Here is a 23,462-nt window from a genome sequence, read left to right as displayed (position 1 = left end):
ATCGTTTCTTATTGGGTGTTACGCTGGGCTTACACTCATGATATCCGGTTGCGCCTGGATACCCGAAGGAGACAAGCCTGCCGAATTCCTGAATACCCCATCGATGGAACACGCGTTATCCCATGCAGGCCGGAGTGAACTCGGACATTGGCCGCATGAATGCTGGTGGCGGGAATTCGGCAACGCCGAACTCAACAACCTGATGGCTACCGCTCTAAAGGAGAGTCCCAGCCTGAAAGCGGCGGCAGCCCGCTTACGCCAGGCGCAGGCATTGGTGCGCGTCGAGGGCGCGAGGCTGCTGCCGTTCCTGGATGCGGCGGCGGGCGTGGAAACAGGGCGCTTTTCGGGTAACGGTTACAACGTGGCCCTGCGTGGAGAGAATATCGTTGCGGCTTTCATCACGCCCTTAAGCTTACGCTACCAGTTTGATTTCTGGGGGAAAAACCGCGCTCTACTGGAAGCGGCGCTGGGCGAGGCGGACGCCGAGAAAGTGGAACAAGCCGGAGTCCTGCTTCAACTGACCGGCTCGATTGCGCGATCCTACATCCATGGCATAGCGTTACGGCAGCAGCTCGATCTGGCGCATGCCATGGTTGAGTTACGGCGCGGCTTGCTCGATATCGACGAGACCAGACTGCGGCTGGGACTGGATTCGGCCGATCAAGCGAAGCAGGCGGCCATTGAATTGGAACAGGCCAACAAACGAGAAGCCGGATTACGGGATCAGTTGAATATTCAGCGCAACCTGCTGGCCCGGCTGATCGGCGGCGGCCCGGATTCGGCTAAAAACTTGTTCGGCGACACAGCGATCAAAGCGGAAAAAATGCAGCTTCCGGCGAAGCTGCCGTTGGAGTTGCTTCGTCATCGGCCGGACCTTGCTTCGGCCCTGTACCGGGCCGAGGCATCGGCGCAACGGATCAAGGCCGGCAAAGCCGCCTTCCTGCCGACAATCGACCTGACGGCGTTCGTCGGCGTCAACGCCCTCAGGTTTACAACGCAAGGGGCAAGTTCTCTGGCCAACCTGCTGTTCTCCGGCTCCAGTTTTTCCTACGGAATCGCGCCGGGCCTGCGCCTGCCCTGGTTCGAAGGCGGGCGCCTGCGCGGCGAATTATCCGCGCAACGGGCGGAATACGACGGCGCGGTCGAACTATACAATGAAACTCTGCTGCATGCGGTACAGGAGGCGGCCGACAGCCTGAGCCGTTGGCGGCAGACGCAGGCCATCCTCGAAGCGCAAGGCCGCTTGCTGTCTGCGCAACACGAAAACCTGGATCTTGCTCAACAACGGTTTCGTAGCGGCCTGGATGATCGCCGGGCGTTGTTGGCGCATCAACATGCCGTACTGAGCCAGGAATACGCCTTGAAGGCTCTGGAAGCGGACCAGCGGGCCGCTGTCGTCGATTTGGTGGAAGCCTTAGGCGGCGGGTACGTGAACGACCTTAAAACGCCCGAACAGACACCCGAGCCAAAACAGTCCGGCTGGTTGCCATGGCGGATTTAATCGAAGTCGTGGGTGATTCTATCTTTAAGACACCCACGCCTCGTGAAGAAGGGGCAACGCAAAGACTGTGGAATGTAGGCTTCGCCTGCAAGCGCAAGCAAAGCTTGCACTCCGGCGGCAATAACCGTGTTCAAGTCATCATGGCTTGCCCCGGAGCGGAAACGAGATGGATTTTACAACTTTCACGACAACACCTATGAAAAATCATCCCAAGACTATTCGTACCCGCCGCAACCGTTATTTATTATCCGTTGCGCTGGTAACGGCTGTATGCGCTTTAATTTATACCGGTTATTGGTGGCGCTACTGCCGCTTCCGGGTTGTAAGCAATAATGCGTTCATCAGCGGCAACCTTATTCCTGTGGAGGCTGATGCGACGGGTATCGTCACCCAGGTCCTGGTCGAGGAAAGCCAATATGTGAACAAAGGCGATCTACTGGTCCGTCTCGATGAGCATCGCGCGCAGACCGTTTTAGGCCAAAGCCGCGGCGAACTGGGGCAGGCAGTGCGCAAGATAGGCGCTGTTTTTGCGACACACCGGCAAATGTGTCAAAAATTGATCGCTCATTCGGCCCGGCTGACCAAAGTACGCCACGATGTGCTTCGATTACGGCAGGCGCTGCCAAGCGGTTCCGTATCCGAGCAGGCCATGCAAAATGCCGAGGACCAGATGGCGGCTCTGGAAGCCGAGATGCGGGAGGCCGAGGCCGAGCTCAAATCCGTGGAAGCCAAAGTGGGAGGGACTGACAGGACCCTGCACCCCGACGTAGAAGCGGCCAAATATAAATACATCAGCGCCTATCTTGACTATTCGCGGCAGCAAATCCATGCTCCGGTTTCAGGCTATGTGTCCATGCGCAAGGTCCAGGTCGGCAACCGGGTTCAGCCCGGCGATCCGTTAATGACGCTTGTGCCGCTCGAACACCTTTGGGTAGAGGCGAACTTGCGGGAGACCGAAATAGCGAAGGTGCGTCCCGGCCAACCGGCGGAGATTACCGTCGACCTGTACGGAAAGAGCCAGATCTATCATGGAACGGTAGAAGGTTTGGTACCCGGTACCGGCAGTGTTTTCGCCTTATTACCCCCGAACAACGCCGCCGGAAATTTTATCCATATCGTCGAACGCATCCCCGTGCGCATCGCATTGAGGGAAGACGAGATAGTAAAAAATCCGATTCGACCCGGACTTTCAACCACGACCTCAATCGACGTCAGAAAATCGGAGCAGCCTCCGGGCGCGTCGCTTGCAGCAATTTCCACCCAAGAATACCGGACCGACATCTACAATGATGAACTGGCCGATGCGCAAGCCGAGGCTGAAGAGATCATTAGGAACAATTTAGTTCAAAACAACGATACGGTTGAGCCAAATTGCAAAGCTCCCGAATCAGTAAGCGCTAAAAATGCTAACGCGCCGCAATAATACTGCGCGTCAGGCGGATGATGGCGGCGTATCGCCGGACAGCATTGATAGATCGACGTTGAAGCCGAAACGGGCCGCGTCAGCCAATGTGTATTTGTCCAGCACAGCCATGAATGCGCGCTGCGCCTCATATAAAGTAGCCTTGAGGAAACAATTGCGGGTGAGCCGGCACTGGTTGGTCGTGGCGTCGAAGCACTCCACCAGATTCATGTTCAGTTCCGTCAACCGCACCACTTCGCCCACGCCTATCGTGTACGCGGGCCGGGCCAACTGGATACCGCCGCCCTTGCCCCGGGTCGTCATAATGAATCCCTGGTTGGCCAGGCTATTCGCCACCTTCACCAAATGGTTGCGGGAAATTTGATAATACTCGGCGATCTCTGAAATCGTCGCCATACCCGGTTCCGGCAGGCGGGCAAGATAAATCAGCAGGCGTAGTGAAAGATCGGTGAATTGCGTAAGCTGCATAGTTGATACTCCTTCAAATCAAGCCCGCTTTTCAGTTAATGCTTAAAAAAACTGAAAGATAGAGCTTGACGATTTAATAATCGGACAATAAGATACATTATAAATACATCTTATATCCACAAGTTGCCACAGCGCCTTTGCAAGCTGTGACTTTTAAGATGCATTTTAAACACCTTTTTAATTATTTGGAGAAAAATATGTCACAACAAGAATCCTTGTACGAGAAATTGGGCGGCGAAGCCGCCGTCAATGCCGCCGTCGATATTTTTTACCGCAAAGTGTTGAGCGACGACCGCATCAGCTCTTTTTTCGAAGGCGTGAATATGGAAACTCAGGCAGCAAAACAAAAATCATTCCTGACCATGGCTTTCGGCGGACCGCACAATTACAGCGGCCTGGATATGCGTCGCGGTCATGCCCACTTGGTCGAGCGCGGCCTGAATGACAGCCATGTCGATGCGGTGATCGAAGACCTCGGCGCGACGCTTCGCGAGTTGGGCGTAAAAGAGGAGCTGATAGCCCAGGTTGCCGCCATCGCCGAAAGCACACGAAACGACGTGCTGAACCGTTAAGGACTTGGTTAAAAACCTCCCGAAATCACTATTTTCGGCCTAAACCGTTCGTGCTGAACCCTTAGACTACGTTCAGGAGAGCCTTATCGAAGGGCGAACGGAAAAATTTTACCCGCCCGATGTCGGGAAATGAACTAACCAAATCCTAAGTCTTGACCCTAGAAACAGGTGCGCCGCCATGGCTAATATTCGTTATGCAAAAGACAACTTCGAACTGGGTGAAAACCAATCCGTTCTGGATTGTTTAACCGACCGCGGTGTACCCGTTCCTTTTTCCTGCCGCAGCGGCGTCTGCCAGACCTGCCTGATGCGCGCCACCGGAGGCACTAAGCCGCCTGAGGCTTCGCAGCAAGGCTTGAAAGATACGCTGAAGCTCCAGAACTATTTTCTCGCTTGCGTTTGTCATCCTGACACGGATCTTGAAGTCGCGCTGCCTGACGACGATGACATCCAGGCGGTTATTCCGGCCACCGTCAAAAGCCTGAAATTGCTCAATTCGGAAATCATGTATGTCGCTCTCGAATGCCATGCGCCGATCGATTACCGGGCCGGTCAATTCATCAACCTGTTCCAGGATCAGTCGGTTGGCCGCAGTTACTCGCTGGCCAGCGTGCCGCATGAAGACGACCACCTTCACCTCCATGTCCGCCGCCTGCCGCAAGGCCGGGTAAGCGGCTGGATACATGAGGAATTGCGTCCCGGCCAGACGGTCCAGATTCGCGGTCCCGGCGGCGACTGTTTTTACACGCCCGGCAATGCCGAACAGGGCCTGGTTCTGATCGGCACCGGTTCCGGGCTTGCGCCGCTCTACGGCATCATCCGCGACGCTTTCAGCCAGGGTCATACCGGCCCTATCCGATTATTCCACGGCAGCCGCGACCAAAACGGACTCTACCTGACCGGAGAGCTGCGCGATCTGGTCAGGCAATACCCGAATTTCGATTATATCCCCTGCCTTTCAGGCGGAGACGTAGCCCATCATTTTGCTGCCGGCCGGGTTCATGACGTGGCTTTTCGGCACATCCCCAACCTGAAGAACTGGCGTGTGTTTCTTTGCGGGCATCCTGAAATGGTCAAAACCGCCAAGCGGAACGCCTTTATGGCCGGCGCATCGATGAAGGATATTTATGCCGATGCGTTCAATGTCAGTCAGTCTTCGACCTGACTGTTTAGTTGACCGGAAACGATCGAATGAACAACAAGAGAATCAGGTGAAACATGCCAAGCCAGACCGCATCATCAGCACGGAAGACTGTTGCTTATTTGCCTCAGGTATCGACGTGCGCTCAAAACCTCGAAAAAAACAAAACGGACATCCTCCACTTTGCCAATCAACACGATCTTGGGAAAGTACATTTTACTGAAGAGATTGTCGCGGGCGGCATCCCTTGGCGGGAACGCCAAATCGCCAGATTGTTGGGCGAATTGCAAGCCAACGATGTCATCATCGTGACCGAACTCTCTCGATTGGGCCGCAGCATGCTTGAATGCATGGAAATTTTATCGCTGGTAACATTCAAAGGAATCTACGTCTATTCCGTCAAAGGCAATTGGCAACTCGATCAAAGCCTTCAAAGCAAAATATCACTGGCATTTTCGATGGCGACAGAGATTGAGCGGGATTTGATTTCCTATAAAATCAAGAAAGGCTTGTGTAGAAAAAAAGCACAAGGGATCAAGATTGGCCGCCCGAAAGGTCCCGGCAAGAGTAAACTGGACGCCTTTCGGGCGGAAATAGAGCGCCTGCTGGAAAACGGCATGACCAAGAAAGCCATCGCGGAGCGCTACAACACCACCGGGGCTAATTTGTCTAATTGGATGAAAAAACACGGCTTGAAGAAGACAAAAATCAGCCGGTTTTCTAAATCCTAGCATCCTTCGTTTATCACAACCTACACTACTCTCCCTGGAACCGGCTTATGCCCCGTGTCGTTGCCTTATATCGTTATCCAGTAAAAGGTTTCACGCCCGAAGCGTGCAACGTTGTCGACGTCCTCGATGAAGGCCGAATCGCCGTCGACCGGGTTCTCGGCTTCCGCTTCGCCAATTCAACCGCAACGGATGACGCCTGGAGTAAAAAGCACGAATTCATTGCCCTGGTAAACACGCCCGGCATAGCTCGCCTTCGACTCCGCTTTGACCATAAGGCGCTCAGATTAAGCATCGGCTTGGATAACACCGTTTTGGTCAATGACGTTCTGGATCAACAAGGCCGCAAGAACATTGCCGCCGCTATCGAAAAGTATGTGCTCAAGCTGGACGAAAATCCGCTTTCCGCTCACCCGGACCGGCTGCCGTTGCGATTGGTCGGCAACGGCGTTACGCCCCGCTATCAGGACAGCGAGGCGGGCCAGATAACGCTGCACAGCCGCGCGAGCTTGGCGGCTGTCGGCGACGCCGTCGGCGACCACGATCTCAGCGAGCTTCGTTTCCGCTCAAACATCGTTATCGACGGCCTGGCTGCCTGGGAAGAGCAAAGCTGGACGGAGCGCAAGATTCGTATCGGCCAAGTTGACTTCGTCGTTGCGATGCCGAAGACCCGATGTCTTGCTACCCAGGCGAATCCCAGCTCCGGCAAACGGGACTTGCCGATCCTTAAAACCCTGACCCGTGCTTTTAATCAGGACAAGCCGACTTTCGCAATCGCGATGATTCCCTGCGGCGCGGGAGGTCAAATCCAAGTCGGCGATAAAGTCAGCCTGCTTGATTGACAAGCCGGAAAAGCCGGTTGGTCCATGCCTAGAAAGCGCTGATTCCATTCTTCGGTCTCAGCACCAGTATCTTGCCAAGCGATTGGAGCCTTACCAACTCCTCAAGCGCCAATCCTGATTGATCGAAAAGGCTTTGCCATTCAGAAAGCGTTCTTTCCCTACCTCGGGTAGCCATGAACATCTGCATATCGAAAGCCGTACTGGAAAAGTCGGCGCTCAATTCCGAAACAACCAGTTCCATCAGTGCAATGCGGGCACCGGTACCGGCACTTGCAGTGCTCAGATTGCGCAGCACTTTGACGCAGTTCGCGTCATCCATCCCATGCAGAACGGCGCTCAGCAAGTAGATGTCTTTATCGCTTTTGGCTGCGGGAGCCGAATCGAGCAAGTTCCCGGCTTGGAAGGTTAACCGGGACAGAAGAGTCGGCGATTCTTTGCCAATCCAATGGCTTGCCGCCGTTTGAACAACCCGGTTCCGGTCAAACACCAAAGCCGTGAGATGCGGATACCGCTTTAACAGGGCCAATGATTTACTTCCGTTCGAGCCGCCAACATCGATGATTCGATCAAACCGCCGCCAATCGAAGTCGGTAGCGAAACTGTCGCCGGTCAATGCGCCAACACTGTCCATGGCGCGGGCAAACAGCGCATCGAATTCGGCATGGTCGTCCATGTAGGCATAAAGTTCCCGGCCGTGAGAAAGCTGGAACGGAACGTCCCCGCTACGCACTCCATGCTCCAGTTGCTCATACCAGGGCCCGCTCATCTCAATCGAGTTGTGCATCAGGATCATGGCTCTGACATTCTTCGGGTTGTCTTCCCGCAAATAAGCGGAAAGCGCATTGTTTTTGAAGACCCGCGGCGACACTTCATCAAATATCCCCATGGACGCCAGCATGCGCAGCAAACGGTAAAGCGCGTCCGGTTGTGCAAAGACGCGCGCCGCAACCGCTTCAACGGCCAGAGACTCATCCGCCAGCACGGATGCTATGTCCAGGCGTGTGGCGACATAAAGCACCCGAGACTGCCAAAACGCCGAACCGATCTGGATGAGCCGGAATGGCGGCGGCGTGATCTTGTTGGGAATATTCTGTAGCCAGGCCGCAAGCTTCATCAGTTTTGCAAAGCGGCGAACCGCACCTGAATTTTTTTGTAACGACATCGGAAGTCTCCCGTTATTCCGTCGTTGTCGGCATCAAGCCGGCAAAAAACAGACGGCCATTGAACCCAGCCAATTCTTCAAGAAATGCTGCATCCATTGCTTTCCCCCTCTGCTCTTCAAAAACATCTTTCAGCAGCATGGGCATCATAGCCAGACTGACAAACGCCATCCTCACAATGTCCGGGTCTAATGAAGCGGTGACATGCCCGGCGGATTTCAGGTCTTGCACTTTCTGGGCGCCGCGTGTGCGCCCGCGCTCCAATAGCTGCTGGATAAAGCGCCTCCCCGGTCCTTGGTTAAGCGCCAGAATTTTCAGAATCAGCTTCGGAAACTCAGGGTATTTGGACATCGTTTCGTAATACAGCCTGAAGAAGTCTTCAAACCCATTAACGGAGTCCAGCATTTGTCCGTCCAAGGCCTTAAGCAGCGGATTCAGGGTATCGCGGATCATCTCTTCGTACAGGCCTTCCTTGTTGCCAAAGTAGTAACGGATCATCGAAATATTGGCGTCGGCCTTTTCTGCGATCAGGCGGGTCGTGACCTTGTGATATTCGTCGGACAAAAAACTGTCGAGAGCGGCTTTGAGCAGCCGTTCACGCACGGGATCGGGAGTAAACTCGGGGGCGCTAAACATCACATTCTCCAGTAGCAGATAGTGAATTTAGATTAGCAGTTGCAAATCGCCGTCACCAGAAGTTTCGTCAATCAACTTAGGCGGTTTGATTGAGCGCTTTTCTACATTAGCGCCTTACGAAATCGCCGCCAAGACCGCTACGGACTTTGTTGATCGCAGTGAGCGATAGCGCCAGCCTTGTTTATCTGCAATCTCCTTTGCGAAAACCCTTTAAACACGCTTTCCTGAAAATTTGTTTCGATCTATCTTTTGTCAATACCGGAAACCGTCGCCTGGATTTTCCCGGCTAATGACGCAACCGCATGTTCTGTCACTTTTTCATGACTGCCTTTCAGCTCAATGTCATAGCGGGCAACGGCCGTCTGTTTTTTAACGTCTATTAAATAAACCCATAAATAAGAAAATAGAAAGCTGGGTTTGCTGTGCTGGCTGACGATTATCCAGTCTGCGCCGAGTCGCCGGCCTAATTGCGCAGCCAGATCATGAAAACGGAATAGATAGCCAAAACTGTCATTTGCGGCTTTTTGCATGCCGGTTTCGACAGGAACGATCTCGTAAGCATCTATTTGGCTTAACGCCTTGCTCAACAAGGGGGCCATCGATGCGGTCCGTTTCAGTTCCGCCGGCGCATTGGGCAAGGAGGTGATGTCGTTTAGCTCGAAATCAAGCACGGCAATCCGTGTCGCAGCAGTCGCCGCATCGGTTAACAAGACGCTAAAGACTAGAATGAAAAGAACCAATTTATTGATGTTCATGAGCGAACTCCTCTATTTAATGAGCGGTTAAATCGCATTCAAGGCCGCCGATTTGAGCGATTGCCAGCCGTGCCTTATCTCTTTGGCTAATGGTTTTAGGATACGGTCATTAATAACTTCCCGATATGGATCGGGTAAAATTTTTCCGTTCGCCCTGAGCTTGTCGAAGGGTGGACGGAAAAATTTCGACCTACCGCGTCAAGCCGACCATGCTTCGACAAGGCCTTTAGTCCTGAGCGTAGTCGAAGGGTCAGCACGAACGGCTTGACGATAGAAGACAGTGATTTCGGGAAGTTATTTTTAACCAAATCCTTAGTTACATACAATGTTGCAACCCTATCGATAGCGCTTGAATGCTTACCCCTGAATTTGGTTTTTGTGTAAGCCGATAAAGTCCTGCATGCCGAGCGTCGCAATGACATTCAGCTCGTCGTCAAGAATCTCGTAGAGAACGCCGTCGCTGCCGCGAATGCTGAAAAAGACGATAACATCGATATCGCCGCCGCCCTCCCGATGCGGTTCATCGCTGGGCAAGCTGACGGTGTAACTGCCGACCGCCCGTATTTCCTTGAGCTCTCCATCGGCTTTGTAAATGCGATGTTCTCCCTGGATTACGAAGAGATTATTCAGGGCTTTATGCCTGTGCAAGACGATCTGCTGACCCGCGGCAAACTTAAACAGCGCGTCGATGATTTTGTTATGTTCGTCGATATCCAGAATCGAATAGTGCAAATGGTCGAAACCCGCCAGGCTTTGCCATTGGATGTGGCTGTCGTCGAAAAAATGTTTGGGCATGTGTGCGTCCTCTTGAAAGAAGTTGTAAATAGGTAGTTTTTGCCGAACTGATCAGACAACTACAGCTTATGCACTATCCGGTTTGTCGTAAGCAGACATTTGCCCGAAAAACACGGGCAATTTGCCCGCTTGTCGGACGATGCTTTTCAGCGGGGTTGCCGACCATTAGAATGCAACGCTCCGGGCTTCACTCACACAGGCATACCATGAATCTACAACTGCATTTGCTGTACCGTATCGCGATGGTTGCCTTGCTGTGCCTGCTGGTGATCGCATCCTATTCGCTGTACCAAAGCCACCGGCAGGCCGAACAAGCGACAAAGCAGATGGCCGAAGGTCTGGGCAGGCAGCTGGAGTCCCAATTGATGCTGATCGAGGCCGGCATTGGCCGCACCAATCCGTTTCCCGATTTCGAGTTATGGAAGCAAAACGGCAGCCAGCCCGGCATTTGCGTAGCTTATGCGGCTGCCGTCAGTGCGGCGTCGCACAGCGTATGCAACGGCGCAAAAACGGTGGATGCCGATTGGCCGGCAGGCTTTGAAACGATTTACCGGCGGATTTTTAATCCCGGCCGGCCGGCGCTGCGCTCGATTATGCTGCGTGGCAGGGTCTACGGCTCGCTAACGGTGACGCCTAGCGCCGAGCTGGAAATAGCGGAAGCCTGGAACAAAACCCGCAACCTGATGACGCTGTCCACCGTTACGGTTTCGGCGGTCTGCCTGCTGGTCTATCTGAGTATCAGCAGGGCCTTGAAACCGGCGCAAACCATCGTCGCCGGTTTGGAAGACATGGAAACAGGCCGTCTGGCTTACCGCCTGCCGCCGTTTGAACTGAATGAATGGCAACGTATTGGCTCAGCGATCAACCAGTTGGCGGCCAGTCAGCAACAGCTGCTGGAAGAGCGGCAAAAGCTGGTCGTGAAATCAATCAATGTTCAGGAAGAAGAGCGCCGTTATTTGGCCAGGGAACTGCACGATGAGTTCGGCCAATGTCTGGCGGCTATCAACGCCGTTGCTGCGTCCATCAAACAAACGGCGGCACAGCAATGCCCAGACTTGGTCGATGAAGCCGATCACATCAGCCGCATCACCGCGCATATGCTGGGTAGCGTGCGCGACTTGCTCGGCCGGCTGCGTCCGGCCGAGTTCGACGAGTTAGGCTTGGCCGCCAGCCTCAACAGCCTGGTTGCAGGCTGGAATGGGCGTGGCGGCGGCAAGACCCGCTACCGTTTAAGCATCGACGGCAATTGCGCAGCATTGCCGGAAGCCCAGGCGGTAACCTTGTTTAGGATCACCCAGGAATGCCTGACCAATATTTCCAAACATGCGGCGGCATCCGGCGTCGGCATTGGCGTAACTATCAGCCCGGAGGCGGCGGTTTTGACCGTCAAAGACGATGGCATCGCCACGGAATTACCGTTTACCGATACCGGCGGCATCGGCTTATTGGGCATCCGTGAACGGGCCGCCGCTTTGCACGGACGACTGAACTTGGCGATTGCAGAGCCTCACGGCCTGATCGTTGAAGTCCGGTTGCCGATGACTGAGGCGAGCATATGATCAGCATTCTGCTGGTCGACGACCACGCCATCGTCCGCGAAGGCTACCGCTCTTTGCTGGCAAAGCAGCCCGGTTTGCAAGTGGTTGCGGAAGCGGGCGATAGCGCTCAGGCTTATCGGTTGTTCAAGGAATTCCAGCCGGATCTGGTAATTACCGACATTTCCCTGCCCGGCAGCAGCGGCCTGGAACTGATTGCCCGTATCAGGCAACGCCGCGCCGATGCCAAAATCCTGGTGTTCAGCATGCATCAAAACCCCGGTTTTGCTGGGCAGGCCATGCGGGCCGGGGCCTTGGGCTACGTGACCAAAAGCAGCCCGCCCGAGGAGTTGTTACGCGCGATACACGAGGTATATGCCGGCCGGCACGCCTTGAGCGCCGACATCGCCCAGGCCTTGGCCCTGGAAAAACTCGGCAGCGAACGTATCGCGCTGGAAACATTGACGGTGCGTGAATTCGAGATACTGCGTTTGCTGGTCGACGGGCGGAGCAACGATGAAATTGCCCAAACCCTGAACATCAGCCCAAAAACCGCGGGTAATTGCCATTACCTGATCAAGCGCAAACTCGGCGTTGCCAGCGATATTGAATTGACGCGGCTGGCGATTAAATTGAATGTGCTGAATCTTTTGGAGTTGTCCGCCCCCGGTTGATTCTTTTAATTGATAGCCAAAAAAGTCAGCGCAATGCCGGCTTCTCCGCGATCTTCCTGTAAACGGCACAGCCTAATCACTCTGAGGCATTGGCTCGCTCTGCACCCTCTCCTTCTTTTGTAAACCACTCAGATCGCTTACAGCCCTGCCAAAATATTATTATTTTAATATTTCAAACATTGTTGTATAGTTAACCTATGGATAAACAACTTGCTACAACACTTTTTGAATCGCTGGCCTCCGGCATCCGGCTGGATGTCTTCCGGCTGCTGGTTAAACATGCGCCCGACGGTCTGGTTGCCGGAGAAATCGCCTCGTTATTGGCCCTGCCGTCAACCAACCTGTCGTTTCACCTGAAAGCGATGACCCATGCCGGCTTGATCAACGTCACCCAGGAAGGACGCTACCAGCGTTACCGGGCCAATTTAACCGTGATGCAGACGCTGATCGATTATCTGACCGCCGAATGCTGCACCGGTCATCCCGAGCATTGTTTCGATGCCGGTTCGGCGTCAACCTGCTGCGACACCGACTAATTTCTTTGATCCACTACATGAACCAACCACTATGAACGTCCTATTTCTTTGTACCGGCAACTCCTGCCGTTCCATCCTCGGCGAGGCCACCTTCAACCATCTGGCGCCTGAAGGCTGGCGGGCGATGAGCGCCGGCAGCAAGCCCACCGGACAGGTGCATCCGCGTTCGCTGGCACTGCTAAACCGGGAAGGCATCTCGACCGAAGGCTATTACAGCAAATCATGGAACGACCTGCCGGTAACGCCCGACATCGTGATCAGCGTCTGCGGCAACGCCGCCAACGAGACCTGCCCGACCTATCTGGGCCCGGTGCTGCGCAGCCATTGGGGCGTCGAAGACCCCGCCCACGTTACCGGCAGCGAAGACGAAATCAACGCTTCGTTCATGACCGCTTACCGCATCCTGCGTCATCGCATCGAGCAATTTCTGGCCTTACCGCTGGATGAATTGCAGCAAGACCGCGAGCGCCTGAAAGCCGAGCTGGACCGTATCGGCACCCTTCTACCCTAATTTTAAGGAGTTTGTCATGGCGACAATTCAAGTATTTGACCCTGCATTGTGTTGCAGCACCGGCGTCTGCGGCGTGGACGTCGATCAACAGTTAGTCGGCTTTTCCGCCGATGTGGACTGGGCCAGGCAAAATGGCGCAAATATCGAGCGCTACAATCTGGCGCAGCAACCTATGGCCTTTGCCGAAAATTCCGTAGTCAAAGGATTTTTGGAGCGTTCGGGCGCCGAGGCCTTACCGTTGATTCTGGTCGATGGCGAAGTCGCGTTAGCCGGCCGCTATCCCAACCGTACCGAACTGGCCCGCTGGGCCGCCATCACCGTGGAAGAAAAAAGCCAGTCCGGTTGTTGCAGCGGCAGTAGCTGCTGTTAACTCATTATTGGGGATGCTCCGATGAGCGATTGCAAATTTCTCGAACAACCGCCCCGCTTTCTGTTTTTTACCGGCAAGGGCGGCGTCGGAAAGACATCAATCGCCTGCGCCACGGCCATACAACTGGCGGATGCCGGACGACAGGTACTGCTGGTCAGCACCGACCCGGCGTCCAATGTCGGCCAGGTATTCGGCGTCAGCATCGGCAACAAGATCACCGCCATTACGTCGGTGCCGGGGCTGGCGGCACTGGAAATCGATCCTCAAGCGGCCGCGCAAGCCTACCGTGACCGTATCGTCGGCCCGGTGCGGGGGATATTGCCGGACTCGGTCGTTAAAGGCATTGAAGAACAGCTGTCCGGCGCTTGCACTACCGAGATAGCGGCGTTCGACGAGTTTACCGCGCTATTGACCGATTCAACGCTAACCGCCGCTTACGATCATATCGTTTTCGATACCGCGCCGACAGGCCACACCATCCGGCTCCTGCAACTGCCCGGCGCCTGGAGCGGCTTTCTGGAAGAAGGCAAAGGCGACGCCTCTTGCCTTGGCCCGCTGGCCGGACTTGAAAAACAGCGCGCACAGTACAAGTCCGCCGTCGATACGCTGGCGGATGAGACATGCACCCGGCTGATTCTTGTGGCCCGCGCCCAGCAAGCGACCTTGCGCGAAGTCGCACGCACGCATGAAGAACTGGCGTCGATCGGCTTTCAGCGCCAGTATCTGGTCATCAACGGCATCCTGCCTCATATCGAAACCGCCAACGACCCGTTGGCCGCGGCTATTTACCAGCGCGAACAATCCGCACTGCAAGCCATCCCCGAAGTCTTGCAGGCCTTGCCTTGCGACAAAGTCATGTTGAAGCCGTTTAACCTGATGGGCGTGGACGCCCTTCGCCAACTGCTGTCTGACGCGCCGGTCCAAGGGCAAATCATTGTCGATTCTCCGATCGAGATTAACCAACCCAGTCTTTCAGCGCTGGTCGATGACATAGCGGTCGACGGCCACGGCCTGATCATGCTGATGGGCAAAGGCGGCGTCGGCAAAACGACGCTGGCCGCCGCGCTGGCCGTTGAATTGGCGCGTCGGGGACTGCCGGTGCATCTGACCACCTCCGATCCGGCCGCGCATTTGAGCGAAACCCTGAACGGCGCATTGGATAATCTAACCGTCAGCCGGATCGACCCGCACGTCGAAACCGAACATTACCGCCAACACGTACTGGAGACCAAGGGCAAACGGCTCGACGACCACGGCCGAGCGTTGCTGGAAGAAGACTTGCGTTCGCCCTGCACCGAGGAAATCGCCGTCTTCCAGGCTTTCTCCCGCATCATTCGCGAGGCCGGCCATAAGTTCGTGGTAATGGACACCGCACCGACCGGCCATACCTTACTGCTGCTGGACGCCACCGGCGCGTATCATCGCGAAGTGTCGCGCCAGATCGGCGACTCCGGTCTGCATTACAGCACGCCGATGATGAAATTGCAGGACGCTAAGCAAACCAAGGTGCTGATTGTCACCTTGGCGGAAACCACGCCGGTGCTGGAAGCCGCCAACCTGCAAGCCGACTTGCGCCGGGCAGGAATCGAACCTTGGGCCTGGGTGGTCAACAGCAGCGTTGCGGCTACGACCGTGCATTCGCCGCTACTGCGCCAACGCGCCGCCAATGAATTGCGGGAAATCGAGGACGTAGCCGACAAATATGCCCCGCGCTACGCCGTCGTGCCGCTGCTTAGAGAAGAACCTGTAGGTGTTGCACGCTTGCTTGAATTGATCAGTAACAATCGAATCGATCCTGAACGCTGACATGACTCAAAAAAGCTACAACGTTCTGTTTATCTGTACATGGAATTCGGCTCGCAGCATCATGGCTGAAGCTATCCTCAATCAGATGGGCAACGGATATTTTCGAGCGTTTAGCGCCGGCAGTCACCCCATCGGTGAAGTCAATCCGTTATCCATCCATCTACTGCAAAGCCTTAATTACGATACAGTCGGCCTGCGCAGTAAACATTGGGATGAATTCATCTCCGACGGTGCGCCCCACTTTGATTTCGTTTTCACGGTCTGCGACAAGACCGCCGGCGAACCTTGCCCGGATTGGCCCGGTCAGCCAATGCCGGCCCAATGGGGTGTCGAGGATCCTGTAAGATTCTTTAGATCTGTCGAGCAACAACAAAAAGCCTTCTTTATTACTTATTTATTGCTCAAGCGGCGTATATCGCTATTTTGCAGCCTGCCGATCGACAAATTGGACGCGATAACCATGAAACGTCACATCGACGACATCGGTCTTGTGCATGAAACAGGCGTCTAAAATCGGCAGCCTACAAATTTAATTTCCCGGAGCATTCGCTATGAAACGATTCCATATACACATCGCCGTTAATGATCTTGAAGAGAACATCCGTTTCTACACGGCGTTATTCCAAACTGAGCCCGGCATTTTAGAAACCGATTACGCCAAATGGATGCTGGACGATCCGCGCATCAACTTCGCCATTTCCAGCAGGGGACGGAAACCGGGACTGGATCATTTGGGCATACAGGTAGAATCGAGCGCTGAACTGGATAGCGTGGAACAAAGCTTAACCGCAGCGGCCTTACCTGTCGCCGCCCAAATGCAAGCCGCCTGCTGTTATGCGCAATCCGATAAATACTGGACGGTTGATCCGCAAGGCATCGCCTGGGAAGCTTTCCACTCATTGGATGCCATTCCGATGTTTGGCGAAGATCAGGTCGTACAACTTGAACCGGCCCCGGCCTGTTGCAAACCGGCATGACACCAAACAACCCCTTGCAAAAGCAAAGCGCAAGCCACATTATTCGGAGACCCTGATGAACCCACCCAACTGCCCCAATGCCCGCTTATCTTTTCTTGACCGCTACCTGACGCTATGGATTTTTATCGCGATGGCGATCGGCGTCGGCATCGGTTTTCTGTTTCCGGCCGAGGTCGTCGAGGTCAATAACGCCGTGTCGGTCGGCGCCACCAATATCCCGATTGCCGTCGGCTTGATCCTGATGATGTATCCGCCGCTGGCCAAAGTGCATTACGAAGAACTGGGCGATGTGTTTCGCAATTGGCGGATATTGTCGCTGTCGCTGCTACAAAACTGGGTTATCGGCCCGGTATTAATGTTCGCACTGGCTATCGTGTTTTTGCGCGATTACCCGGACTATATGACCGGCCTGATCCTGATCGGCCTGGCCCGTTGCATCGCGATGGTGATCGTCTGGAACGAACTGGCGCGCGGCGACAACGAATATGCGGCAGGCTTGGTGGCGTTTAACAGCGTGTTCCAGGTGCTGTTTTACAGTGTTTATGCCTGGCTGTTCATCACCGTGTTGCCTCCGTTATTCGGCATGCAGGGTAGCATGGTCAGCATCACGATCGCTGAGATTGCCGAAAGCGTGTTCATCTATCTGGGCATTCCGTTTATTGCCGGCTTCACCACCCGTTTCGTGTTGATCAAGGCCAAAGGCAAGGATTGGTATCACCAGCGTTTCGTGCCGAAAATCAGCCCTCTAACCCTGATCGCCCTGTTGTTTACGATAGTCGTGATGTTTTCCTTGAAAGGCGATTTGATCGTGCAATTACCGCTGGATGTTGTGAGAATCGCCATCCCGCTGCTGATTTACTTTGTGGTGATGTTTTTGGTCAGCTTTCTGATGGGCAAAGCCATCGGCGCGGATTACGGCAAGAGCGCCACGCTGGCGTTTACCGCCGCCAGCAACAATTTTGAACTGGCGATTGCGGTCGCCGTGGCTGTGTTCGGCATCAACAGCGGCGCGGCGTTCGCGGCTGTGATCGGGCCGTTGATCGAGGTGCCGGCGATGATTGCATTGGTGAATGTGGCGTTTTTCTTCAGGAAACGGTTTTATACGGCGCAGTAAAAATAATTTTTAAGCTCATCGTCACAAGCTGATTAGAAGCCAAACTCGATTGTCTTGGATATTCCTAATGATACATTAATATTTTTCCATAAATATCAACTACCCGGAGACATGATGCGCACATCAAAACTGGCAACTGCGTTATTTCTTTCGCTGTTCATTCCCATTGCAAATGCCGAAGATATGGCATTCCTGCTCAACTCCACGCCGACAGAAAGAGCGGCCTCACAAACTCGCTTCATGAAAACAAAGCTGAACCTCTCTCAGGATGAGGTTACCAAGATACAGGAAATCAACCGGGAATATGCGGAAAAAATAGAACCCGTATTGAAAGGATCAGGCATCAGTTTCCTTAAAATGCGTGACATCAAAGCCATTTTGGAACAGAAAGATGATGCCTTGCGCAGCGTTCTGACGCCCGGACAGTTTGATGTCTACACAAATGCCAAAGACGAATTGAAGCAAACCCTGCAACAGGATCTGGAGCATCGATCGCCGCTATGACGGTAGGACTGTCTGATTGATTGCTTCGTGGGACGGCGGGCAAAAGCGAACGCCCGCCGCCATGTTCGGAACATGGGAATGTCGGGCATAAACAGCATGCCCGGCTAGGCTAACTCAATAAGCCGGCCCGATGTAAAGGATTTGCACAGTGCCGCCGGTGACGTAAGCTTGACGTTGGTTGTTGCAGGTGCCCGCGTCGCTGCGTTCATCGCAGTAGTAAGTTTTCTTGGGCCCAATGATCGCCTTGTACTGAGTGCCGTTTGGCGTGGTACAGGTATGTTTTTTCGATGCGCGCGGCGCCATTTTGGGTGCGGCGCAGGCCTTGGTCGGATTGGGGTAGCCGGAGTTGGCCAGATTGCCGCTACAGTTGGTGGCGGCCCATCCGAACACACCGGGGAGATTGGCATTCTTGCCGAGCACTGCGTTCTTCGCAAGACTGGTGGACGCGGGCCAGCCGGTTTGCGGATTGCCCCCGGCATCCTGGGTGGAGACTTGCAGAATTGAGTTGACGCCATTGACGGCGCTGATGTCGGTGTCGTCGGCATTGGCGCAACCGGCGCCGACAGAACCGTTGACGCCGAAGTTGATCGAAGCCTCGGCCAAGTTAGTGGCGTTCGGGAAAGTGCTGTTGCTGCAACCGTTGTTGTCTTTGAAGCCCACGTCGGTCGGGGTAAAGAAATAGTTGAACGTCACGGCTGGACTGCAACTTGCGCTGCCGCAACTGATGGTCTGCGGCGTATAGGTAATCGTCTCGCCGGCAGCCATTTGGTACGAGCCTTTGTCGTTGACGCCGGGTACCAGGGTAAAGCTGACAGTCTTGCCGGCAACGCTGGAAGTGAACACCAGGTTGCTGTCGGTAAGGCTTTGGATTTGCGTGCCGAGGTTGCTGCAATTCGGCGGCAATGTGGCCGGCGGTTGTCCAAGCACGATATTGGCGTATACCGGCGCGTTTGAACTATTGGTGATCGACACGCTAGTGGGCGAGCCGCCGGACGGCAATGCGTTCTGGTCCGCGAATGCGGTTACAGAGGCCAGCAGCAAAGCGGTACTGCCGAGATTCAGCAGGAGTGTGCGATATGGATTCATAGTGAGTTCCTTAGTGTCAGTGGTTGATGGTCCCGGCGGTCAATATAACGCTTACAAAAACCGACCCGGCAGCCGGAATGTTATAGCAAACAAACATCAAGCATCATACTGTTTTTTAAGGAAAATAATGTAGTCCATTGCTTACACTGCATGAGCAAAAAGATAAGCCTTACCAAGACCCGCAAAAAACTTAGGAACATGCATAAATTAATTTAAGCAATCACCATGAAGCGCATGAAGGACATGACGACTTAAATCCTTCATGCGCTTCATGGTTTAAAAATAAAATTTGCTCAAGTTATTTCATGCACGATCCTTAGGAACGGATTTGCAGTCCGCGCATAACGCTCCTAGCGCGCAACATTTTGCGCAGTTCTTCAAGCACCAGTATTGACGCGGCAACACCGGTCGCCATCAGCCAATCCGTCTGCGTCAATGCCGTGGTATGGAATATCAGCTGCGCGGGCGGCCAGTGTATGACCAGTATTTGCAGCAGAATCACCCCGAATAATGCCAGCCAGAGCCATCGGTTGGCGCAAAAATGCCGATTGAAGCTCGTGCCTTTTTCCGACCGGGCGTTAAACACGTTGAACACCTGGAACAGCACGAAGGTGGTGAACGCCAAAGTCGCCGCATGCTGGCTTTCACCGGTTTGCAGGCCGTAATACAAAATCCCTAAGGTACCGGCAGCCATGGTCAGCCCATAACCGAGCAGATTGCCGAAACGCCGTAATGACAGTATCCGCGCGTCGGGGTCGCGCGGCGCTTCGTCCATGCCGCCGGCGCGAACCGGATCGACGCCCAGCGACATGGCCGGAGGACCGTCCATGATGATGTTGATCCACAGCAATTGCACGGCGGTAAACGGCACCGGCATGCCCAGCAGCGGCGCGCCGACGACGGTCAGTATCGCGCCGATATTGGTAGACAGCTGGAAGCGGACGAATTTGATCATGTTGTCGTAAATGCCCCGCCCTTCTTTGACCGCCTTGACGATGGTGGCGAAATTGTCATCGGTCAGTATCATCGACGCGGCTTCCCTGGCGACGTCGGTGCCGGTGACGCCCATCGCAATGCCTATATCGGCGCTCTTTAACGCGGGCGCATCGTTGACGCCGTCCCCGGTCATCGCCACAACGTGACCGTCGGCTTTCAGGGCTTTGATGATCCGTACTTTCTGCTCCGGCGCGGTGCGGGCAAACACGGCGATCGCATTGATACGCGCCGCCAGAGCGCCGTCGTCCATCCGAGCCAGTTCTTCGCCTTCGATCACCTCACCGGCCAAGCCCAGTTCCTGCGCAATCGCAAAAGCCGTCACTTTCTGATCGCCGGTAATCATTTTGACCGCGATACCGGCCTGTTGGCAGAGCTTGATGGCCTCGCGGGCTTCGGCCCTTGGCGGGTCCATTAAACCGACCAGCGCGACAAAGCTAAGCTCCCGAACATATTGGAACAGGTCATTATCCTGGTTAAACTCGCCCGCTGGTAATGTGCGAACAGCGACGCCCAGCACCCGCAAACCGGTGCCCGCCATGATTTGATTTTGGGCCGGCAATGTCTCGGGCTCAACCGGCGACGGGTTACCGCTGCTATCAACAACCGAGTTACACAGTTTGAGCAAGACTTCCGGCGCGCCCTTAATAAATACTTTGACCCGGTCGCCGTCTTGATGGAAGGTCGCCATGAATTTATGTTCGGCATCAAAAGGGAGTTCGGCGATGCGCGGCAGTTGCAAGTGAGCCTGTTTCTTGTCGATACCGCCTTTGGCCGCGAGCACCAATAATGCGCTTTCCATCGGATCGCCCACCACCTGCTTGCCCTGCAAACGGCTGTTGTTGCATAACGCTAACGGCAGTAGTAAATCGGCTAAATCGTCGGCCGCATTGCCGTCGGCAACCGGTAAAATCCGGCCGGCCGTTTCATAGCCTTCGCCGCTGACCTTATAGCTTCGGCCTTTATAGAAAATTGACCGTGCAGTCATCTGGTTGACGGTCAAGGTTCCGGTTTTGTCGGTGCAGATCACCGTGGTGCAGCCCAAGGTTTCCACAGCGGCCAGACGCTTGACGATAGCGCGTTGGCGGGCCATGCGATGCATCCCCAAAGCCAGGGTGACGGTGACTACCGCGGGCAAGCCCTCGGGGATCGCCGCCACGGCCAATGCAATCGCGTCGAATGCTATCCGCACCAACGCTTCCCCGCGCCACAAGGCTGCCACAATCAGGAGCCCGATGATCCCCAGCGCAATCAAGGCCAGCCGCTTGCCCAGGCTGTCGAGCTGTATTTGCAACGGAGTCTCGCCGTCTTTTTCTTCCGACAACAGGCCCGCCAATTTGCCGATCTCGGTATCCATCCCGATTGCGGTCACCAACATTTTGGCTCGGCCGCGGGTAACGGTATTGTTCATATAAAGCATGTTGCCGCGCTCGGCCAACGGCATCGTTGCCTGTTCGAGCGCCTGCTCGTATTTGCCAACGGGCACCGACTCGCCTGTCAATGAAGACTCGTCGACTTCCAGCGTTTGGCAGGAAATAATACGGCCGTCTGCCGGGATCTTGTCGCCGGGTTCCAGAATGACTATATCGCCCGGCACCAGCTGGTCGGCCGGCAATTCAACGGTGCGTCCGTCACGGCGCACCTCGGCACGCAATGCGAGCATGCTCTTAAGCGCCGCCAGCGATTTTTCGGCCTGGAACTCCTGATAAAACCCCAGCAATGCGTTAATGACCACAACGGCCAGAATCACTATGCCGTCCGTTAAGTCACCGATAGCGGCGGCCAAGACAGCCGCCGCTATCAGTACCACAATAAGAAAGCTTTTAAACTGGGCCAGCAATACATACCAGGCGGAGCGCGGCGGTTTTTCGGCCAGCCGGTTGAACCCGTAACGCTTTTGCCGGTCGGCCGCTACGCCTGAACTCAAGCCGACCGCGGCGTCCGAAGCCTGTGTTGAGAGCGCTTTTTCAACCGACAGGGTATGCCAGTTGGGCCGAACATCCCTATCCGGGGAAGCTGGCGCGTCCTGTTTCCCCTCTTCAGTCTGTTGTTGCTTCAACCAGGCGTGCCACACGGCCAGCAGGACGGCTAAAATCACCGGCCCCAAAAAGAGCCCGACTGCGCCGAAGGTCGTGAGCCCACCAAGAACGCCGAACAACACCACCAGAAAAGGTATCCGGCCCGCGCCGCTAATGACCAACGGCCGGATCACATTATCCACCGTACTGACCACCAGGAATCCCCAGAGAAACAATCCTATTCCCTGCCAATGCTGCTCTGTCAATATCAGCATGACGCTTAGCGGCATCCATACCAGTGTCGCCCCCATCGGAACCATAGCCAACAGCGCGGTCATCGCGCCAAACAATACCGGCGCCTGGACTCCGGCGACATAATAACCCAATCCGGCCAGCGCACCCTGCCCCAGCGCGGCAAGCACCAAACCGTAAACCACGGCTCGGGTCGTCTGTCCGGCGGCTTGCAGATAGACGTGCTGATATGCCCCCAAAAACCGCACCAGGCCTTGTTGCAGCTGCTTAACAACCTCGTCGCCGTCACGGAAGCAAAAAAACACCGTAACCAGGATGACGCCTAACTTTATAACGTAACGGCCGATACCGCCGAGGAATTTGGCGAATTCGCCCGACCACTGCTGCGCCCATGCGGCAAATTGCGCCAGCACGGCCGCCCTGTCGCCAGCCACCCGGTCCAACCATTCCTGCGCCGTGCCGCCCAGTCCCGGAATGCGTCTGATAAAATCCGGCAGGCGGTAAGCATCCTGGTTAAAGCCGTCGACCAGGGTTTGATAAGCAATTGTTAGTTCATTCTGCAACATGGCGACCAGCCAATAAACGGCCAGTAAGATCACTGTCGCAATAATCGCCGTCATTACCGCCGCACTGAGCGCGGCATTATCTTTGAACTTATGTCTTAGATAGCGATATGGCGGCCATGCCACATAGGCGATAATCAACGCCCAGATCAGAGTCAGCAAAAACTCGCGCAGCACCATAAAGCCCAGCCATAACAGGCCGGCCAGTAAAATACCGGGAATCAGCCGACGTATCGGTGTACTTCCTAAATAATCATTCATGCCCGTGACTCAAAAAAGTAAAAAGTAAGCGCCAACCCGATGCCAAACATCATTGTATGCTATAGCCGTTTAATTCTCAGCAATATGCGAGATGTGCTTTAATACCTACACATTGTCATTATTCTGTCATGTCATTATGAATCGCCTGCTATATAATGAAACTGTCATGTACACGGCAAACCTACTGTCATTTGGGTATGTCGTCCCGCATCGCCGGGCATCAATGGGCCGACAACTTTCA

Annotated in this window: 23 protein-coding genes; 16 read left to right on the top strand and 7 right to left on the bottom strand. The window is 54.8% G+C overall.

From position 1 onward, the window contains the following. The first annotated feature begins 37 nt into the window (after nt 1–37). On the top strand, nt 38–1,501 hold the full coding sequence (locus B0F88_RS03360) for an efflux transporter outer membrane subunit (protein ID WP_258076546.1): 1,464 nt from the start codon (nt 38–40) through the stop codon (nt 1,499–1,501). Nucleotides 1,502–1,697: 196 nt separating this feature from the next. Then, nucleotides 1,698–2,924, top strand: coding sequence for an HlyD family secretion protein (locus tag B0F88_RS03355; RefSeq protein WP_104422531.1), 1,227 nt, complete (start codon nt 1,698–1,700; stop codon nt 2,922–2,924). 9 nt (nt 2,925–2,933) lie between these two features. On the opposite strand, the gene B0F88_RS03350 is transcribed toward B0F88_RS03355, so the two are convergent. Then, complete coding sequence (locus tag B0F88_RS03350; RefSeq protein ID WP_104422530.1) at nt 2,934–3,392, bottom strand: Rrf2 family transcriptional regulator; 459 nt, start codon at nt 3,390–3,392, stop codon at nt 2,934–2,936. Nucleotides 3,393–3,589: 197 nt separating this feature from the next. Here B0F88_RS03350 and B0F88_RS03345 point away from each other — a divergent pair, with 197 nt between their 5' ends. The 4 genes from B0F88_RS03345 (at nt 3,590) to B0F88_RS03330 (ending at nt 6,675) form a co-directional block, all read left to right on the top strand. Further along, the gene (locus B0F88_RS03345) at nt 3,590–3,964 is read left to right on the top strand and encodes a group I truncated hemoglobin (protein ID WP_104422666.1); all 375 of its coding nucleotides are present in this window, start codon (nt 3,590–3,592) and stop codon (nt 3,962–3,964) included. A gap of 178 nt (nt 3,965–4,142) precedes the next feature. Beyond that, nucleotides 4,143–5,129 (top strand): FAD-binding oxidoreductase, encoded by a 987-nt coding sequence (locus B0F88_RS03340; RefSeq protein ID WP_104422529.1) that lies wholly within the window; start codon nt 4,143–4,145, stop codon nt 5,127–5,129. A 53-nt stretch (nt 5,130–5,182) separates the two neighbouring features. Further along, nucleotides 5,183–5,836: a recombinase family protein gene (locus B0F88_RS03335; RefSeq protein ID WP_104422528.1), complete on the top strand. Its 654-nt coding sequence runs from the start codon at nt 5,183–5,185 to the stop codon at nt 5,834–5,836. A gap of 47 nt (nt 5,837–5,883) precedes the next feature. Next, on the top strand, nt 5,884–6,675 hold the full coding sequence (locus B0F88_RS03330) for an MOSC domain-containing protein (protein WP_104422527.1): 792 nt from the start codon (nt 5,884–5,886) through the stop codon (nt 6,673–6,675). 28 nt (nt 6,676–6,703) lie between these two features. Here B0F88_RS03330 and B0F88_RS03325 read toward each other — a convergent pair whose 3' ends face one another. From B0F88_RS03325 to B0F88_RS03310, 4 genes are all read right to left on the bottom strand, one after another. Next, a complete protein-coding gene (locus B0F88_RS03325; RefSeq protein WP_104422526.1) occupies nt 6,704–7,837 on the bottom strand; it encodes a methyltransferase in 1,134 nt (377 codons plus the stop codon). A gap of 13 nt (nt 7,838–7,850) precedes the next feature. Further along, the gene (locus B0F88_RS03320) at nt 7,851–8,471 is read right to left on the bottom strand and encodes a TetR/AcrR family transcriptional regulator (RefSeq protein ID WP_104422525.1); all 621 of its coding nucleotides are present in this window, start codon (nt 8,469–8,471) and stop codon (nt 7,851–7,853) included. A gap of 242 nt (nt 8,472–8,713) precedes the next feature. Continuing rightward, complete coding sequence (locus tag B0F88_RS03315; protein WP_104422524.1) at nt 8,714–9,226, bottom strand: DUF2380 domain-containing protein; 513 nt, start codon at nt 9,224–9,226, stop codon at nt 8,714–8,716. A gap of 357 nt (nt 9,227–9,583) precedes the next feature. Continuing rightward, the gene (locus B0F88_RS03310) at nt 9,584–10,021 is read right to left on the bottom strand and encodes a regulator (protein ID WP_104422523.1); all 438 of its coding nucleotides are present in this window, start codon (nt 10,019–10,021) and stop codon (nt 9,584–9,586) included. A gap of 206 nt (nt 10,022–10,227) precedes the next feature. On the opposite strand from B0F88_RS03310, the gene B0F88_RS03305 reads away from it, so the two are divergent. From B0F88_RS03305 to B0F88_RS03260, 10 genes are all read left to right on the top strand, one after another. Next, nucleotides 10,228–11,580, top strand: coding sequence for a sensor histidine kinase (locus B0F88_RS03305; RefSeq protein ID WP_104422522.1), 1,353 nt, complete (start codon nt 10,228–10,230; stop codon nt 11,578–11,580). Continuing rightward, on the top strand, nt 11,577–12,230 hold the full coding sequence (locus B0F88_RS03300; RefSeq protein ID WP_104422521.1) for a response regulator: 654 nt from the start codon (nt 11,577–11,579) through the stop codon (nt 12,228–12,230). Before B0F88_RS03305 ends, B0F88_RS03300 begins: the two co-directional genes overlap by 4 nt. A gap of 197 nt (nt 12,231–12,427) precedes the next feature. After that, nucleotides 12,428–12,766 (top strand): ArsR/SmtB family transcription factor, encoded by a 339-nt coding sequence (locus B0F88_RS03295; RefSeq protein ID WP_104422520.1) that lies wholly within the window; start codon nt 12,428–12,430, stop codon nt 12,764–12,766. A gap of 31 nt (nt 12,767–12,797) precedes the next feature. Further along, complete coding sequence (locus tag B0F88_RS03290; RefSeq protein ID WP_104422519.1) at nt 12,798–13,277, top strand: arsenate reductase ArsC; 480 nt, start codon at nt 12,798–12,800, stop codon at nt 13,275–13,277. Between the two features lie 16 nt (nt 13,278–13,293). After that, on the top strand, nt 13,294–13,647 hold the full coding sequence (gene arsD / locus B0F88_RS03285) for an arsenite efflux transporter metallochaperone ArsD (protein ID WP_104422518.1): 354 nt from the start codon (nt 13,294–13,296) through the stop codon (nt 13,645–13,647). 21 nt (nt 13,648–13,668) lie between these two features. Then, nucleotides 13,669–15,453 (top strand): arsenical pump-driving ATPase, encoded by a 1,785-nt coding sequence (gene arsA, locus B0F88_RS03280; RefSeq protein WP_104422517.1) that lies wholly within the window; start codon nt 13,669–13,671, stop codon nt 15,451–15,453. Between the two features lies 1 nt (nt 15,454). Beyond that, nucleotides 15,455–15,964, top strand: a complete 510-nt coding sequence (locus B0F88_RS03275) for an arsenate reductase ArsC (protein WP_104422516.1) — start codon at nt 15,455–15,457, stop codon at nt 15,962–15,964. Between the two features lie 40 nt (nt 15,965–16,004). Then, nucleotides 16,005–16,430: an ArsI/CadI family heavy metal resistance metalloenzyme gene (locus tag B0F88_RS03270; RefSeq protein ID WP_104422515.1), complete on the top strand. Its 426-nt coding sequence runs from the start codon at nt 16,005–16,007 to the stop codon at nt 16,428–16,430. Nucleotides 16,431–16,485: 55 nt separating this feature from the next. Beyond that, on the top strand, nt 16,486–17,544 hold the full coding sequence (gene arsB / locus B0F88_RS03265; RefSeq protein ID WP_104422514.1) for an ACR3 family arsenite efflux transporter: 1,059 nt from the start codon (nt 16,486–16,488) through the stop codon (nt 17,542–17,544). A gap of 114 nt (nt 17,545–17,658) precedes the next feature. Next, nucleotides 17,659–18,048, top strand: a complete 390-nt coding sequence (locus tag B0F88_RS03260; RefSeq protein WP_104422513.1) for a hypothetical protein — start codon at nt 17,659–17,661, stop codon at nt 18,046–18,048. Nucleotides 18,049–18,162: 114 nt separating this feature from the next. On the opposite strand, the gene B0F88_RS03255 is transcribed toward B0F88_RS03260, so the two are convergent. After that, a complete protein-coding gene (locus B0F88_RS03255) occupies nt 18,163–19,134 on the bottom strand; it encodes a hypothetical protein (protein WP_104422512.1) in 972 nt (323 codons plus the stop codon). 316 nt (nt 19,135–19,450) lie between these two features. Continuing rightward, nucleotides 19,451–23,221: a calcium-translocating P-type ATPase, PMCA-type gene (locus B0F88_RS03250; protein WP_104422511.1), complete on the bottom strand. Its 3,771-nt coding sequence runs from the start codon at nt 23,219–23,221 to the stop codon at nt 19,451–19,453. Nucleotides 23,222–23,462 lie beyond the last annotated feature (241 nt).

Origin of the sequence: Methylobacter tundripaludum (assembly GCF_002934365.1) — a bacterium.
Lineage (GTDB): Bacteria > Pseudomonadota > Gammaproteobacteria > Methylococcales > Methylomonadaceae > Methylobacter_A > Methylobacter_A tundripaludum_A.
Note: the sequence above shows the minus strand (reverse complement) of the source record. Positions and strands in the feature narration are given on the sequence as shown.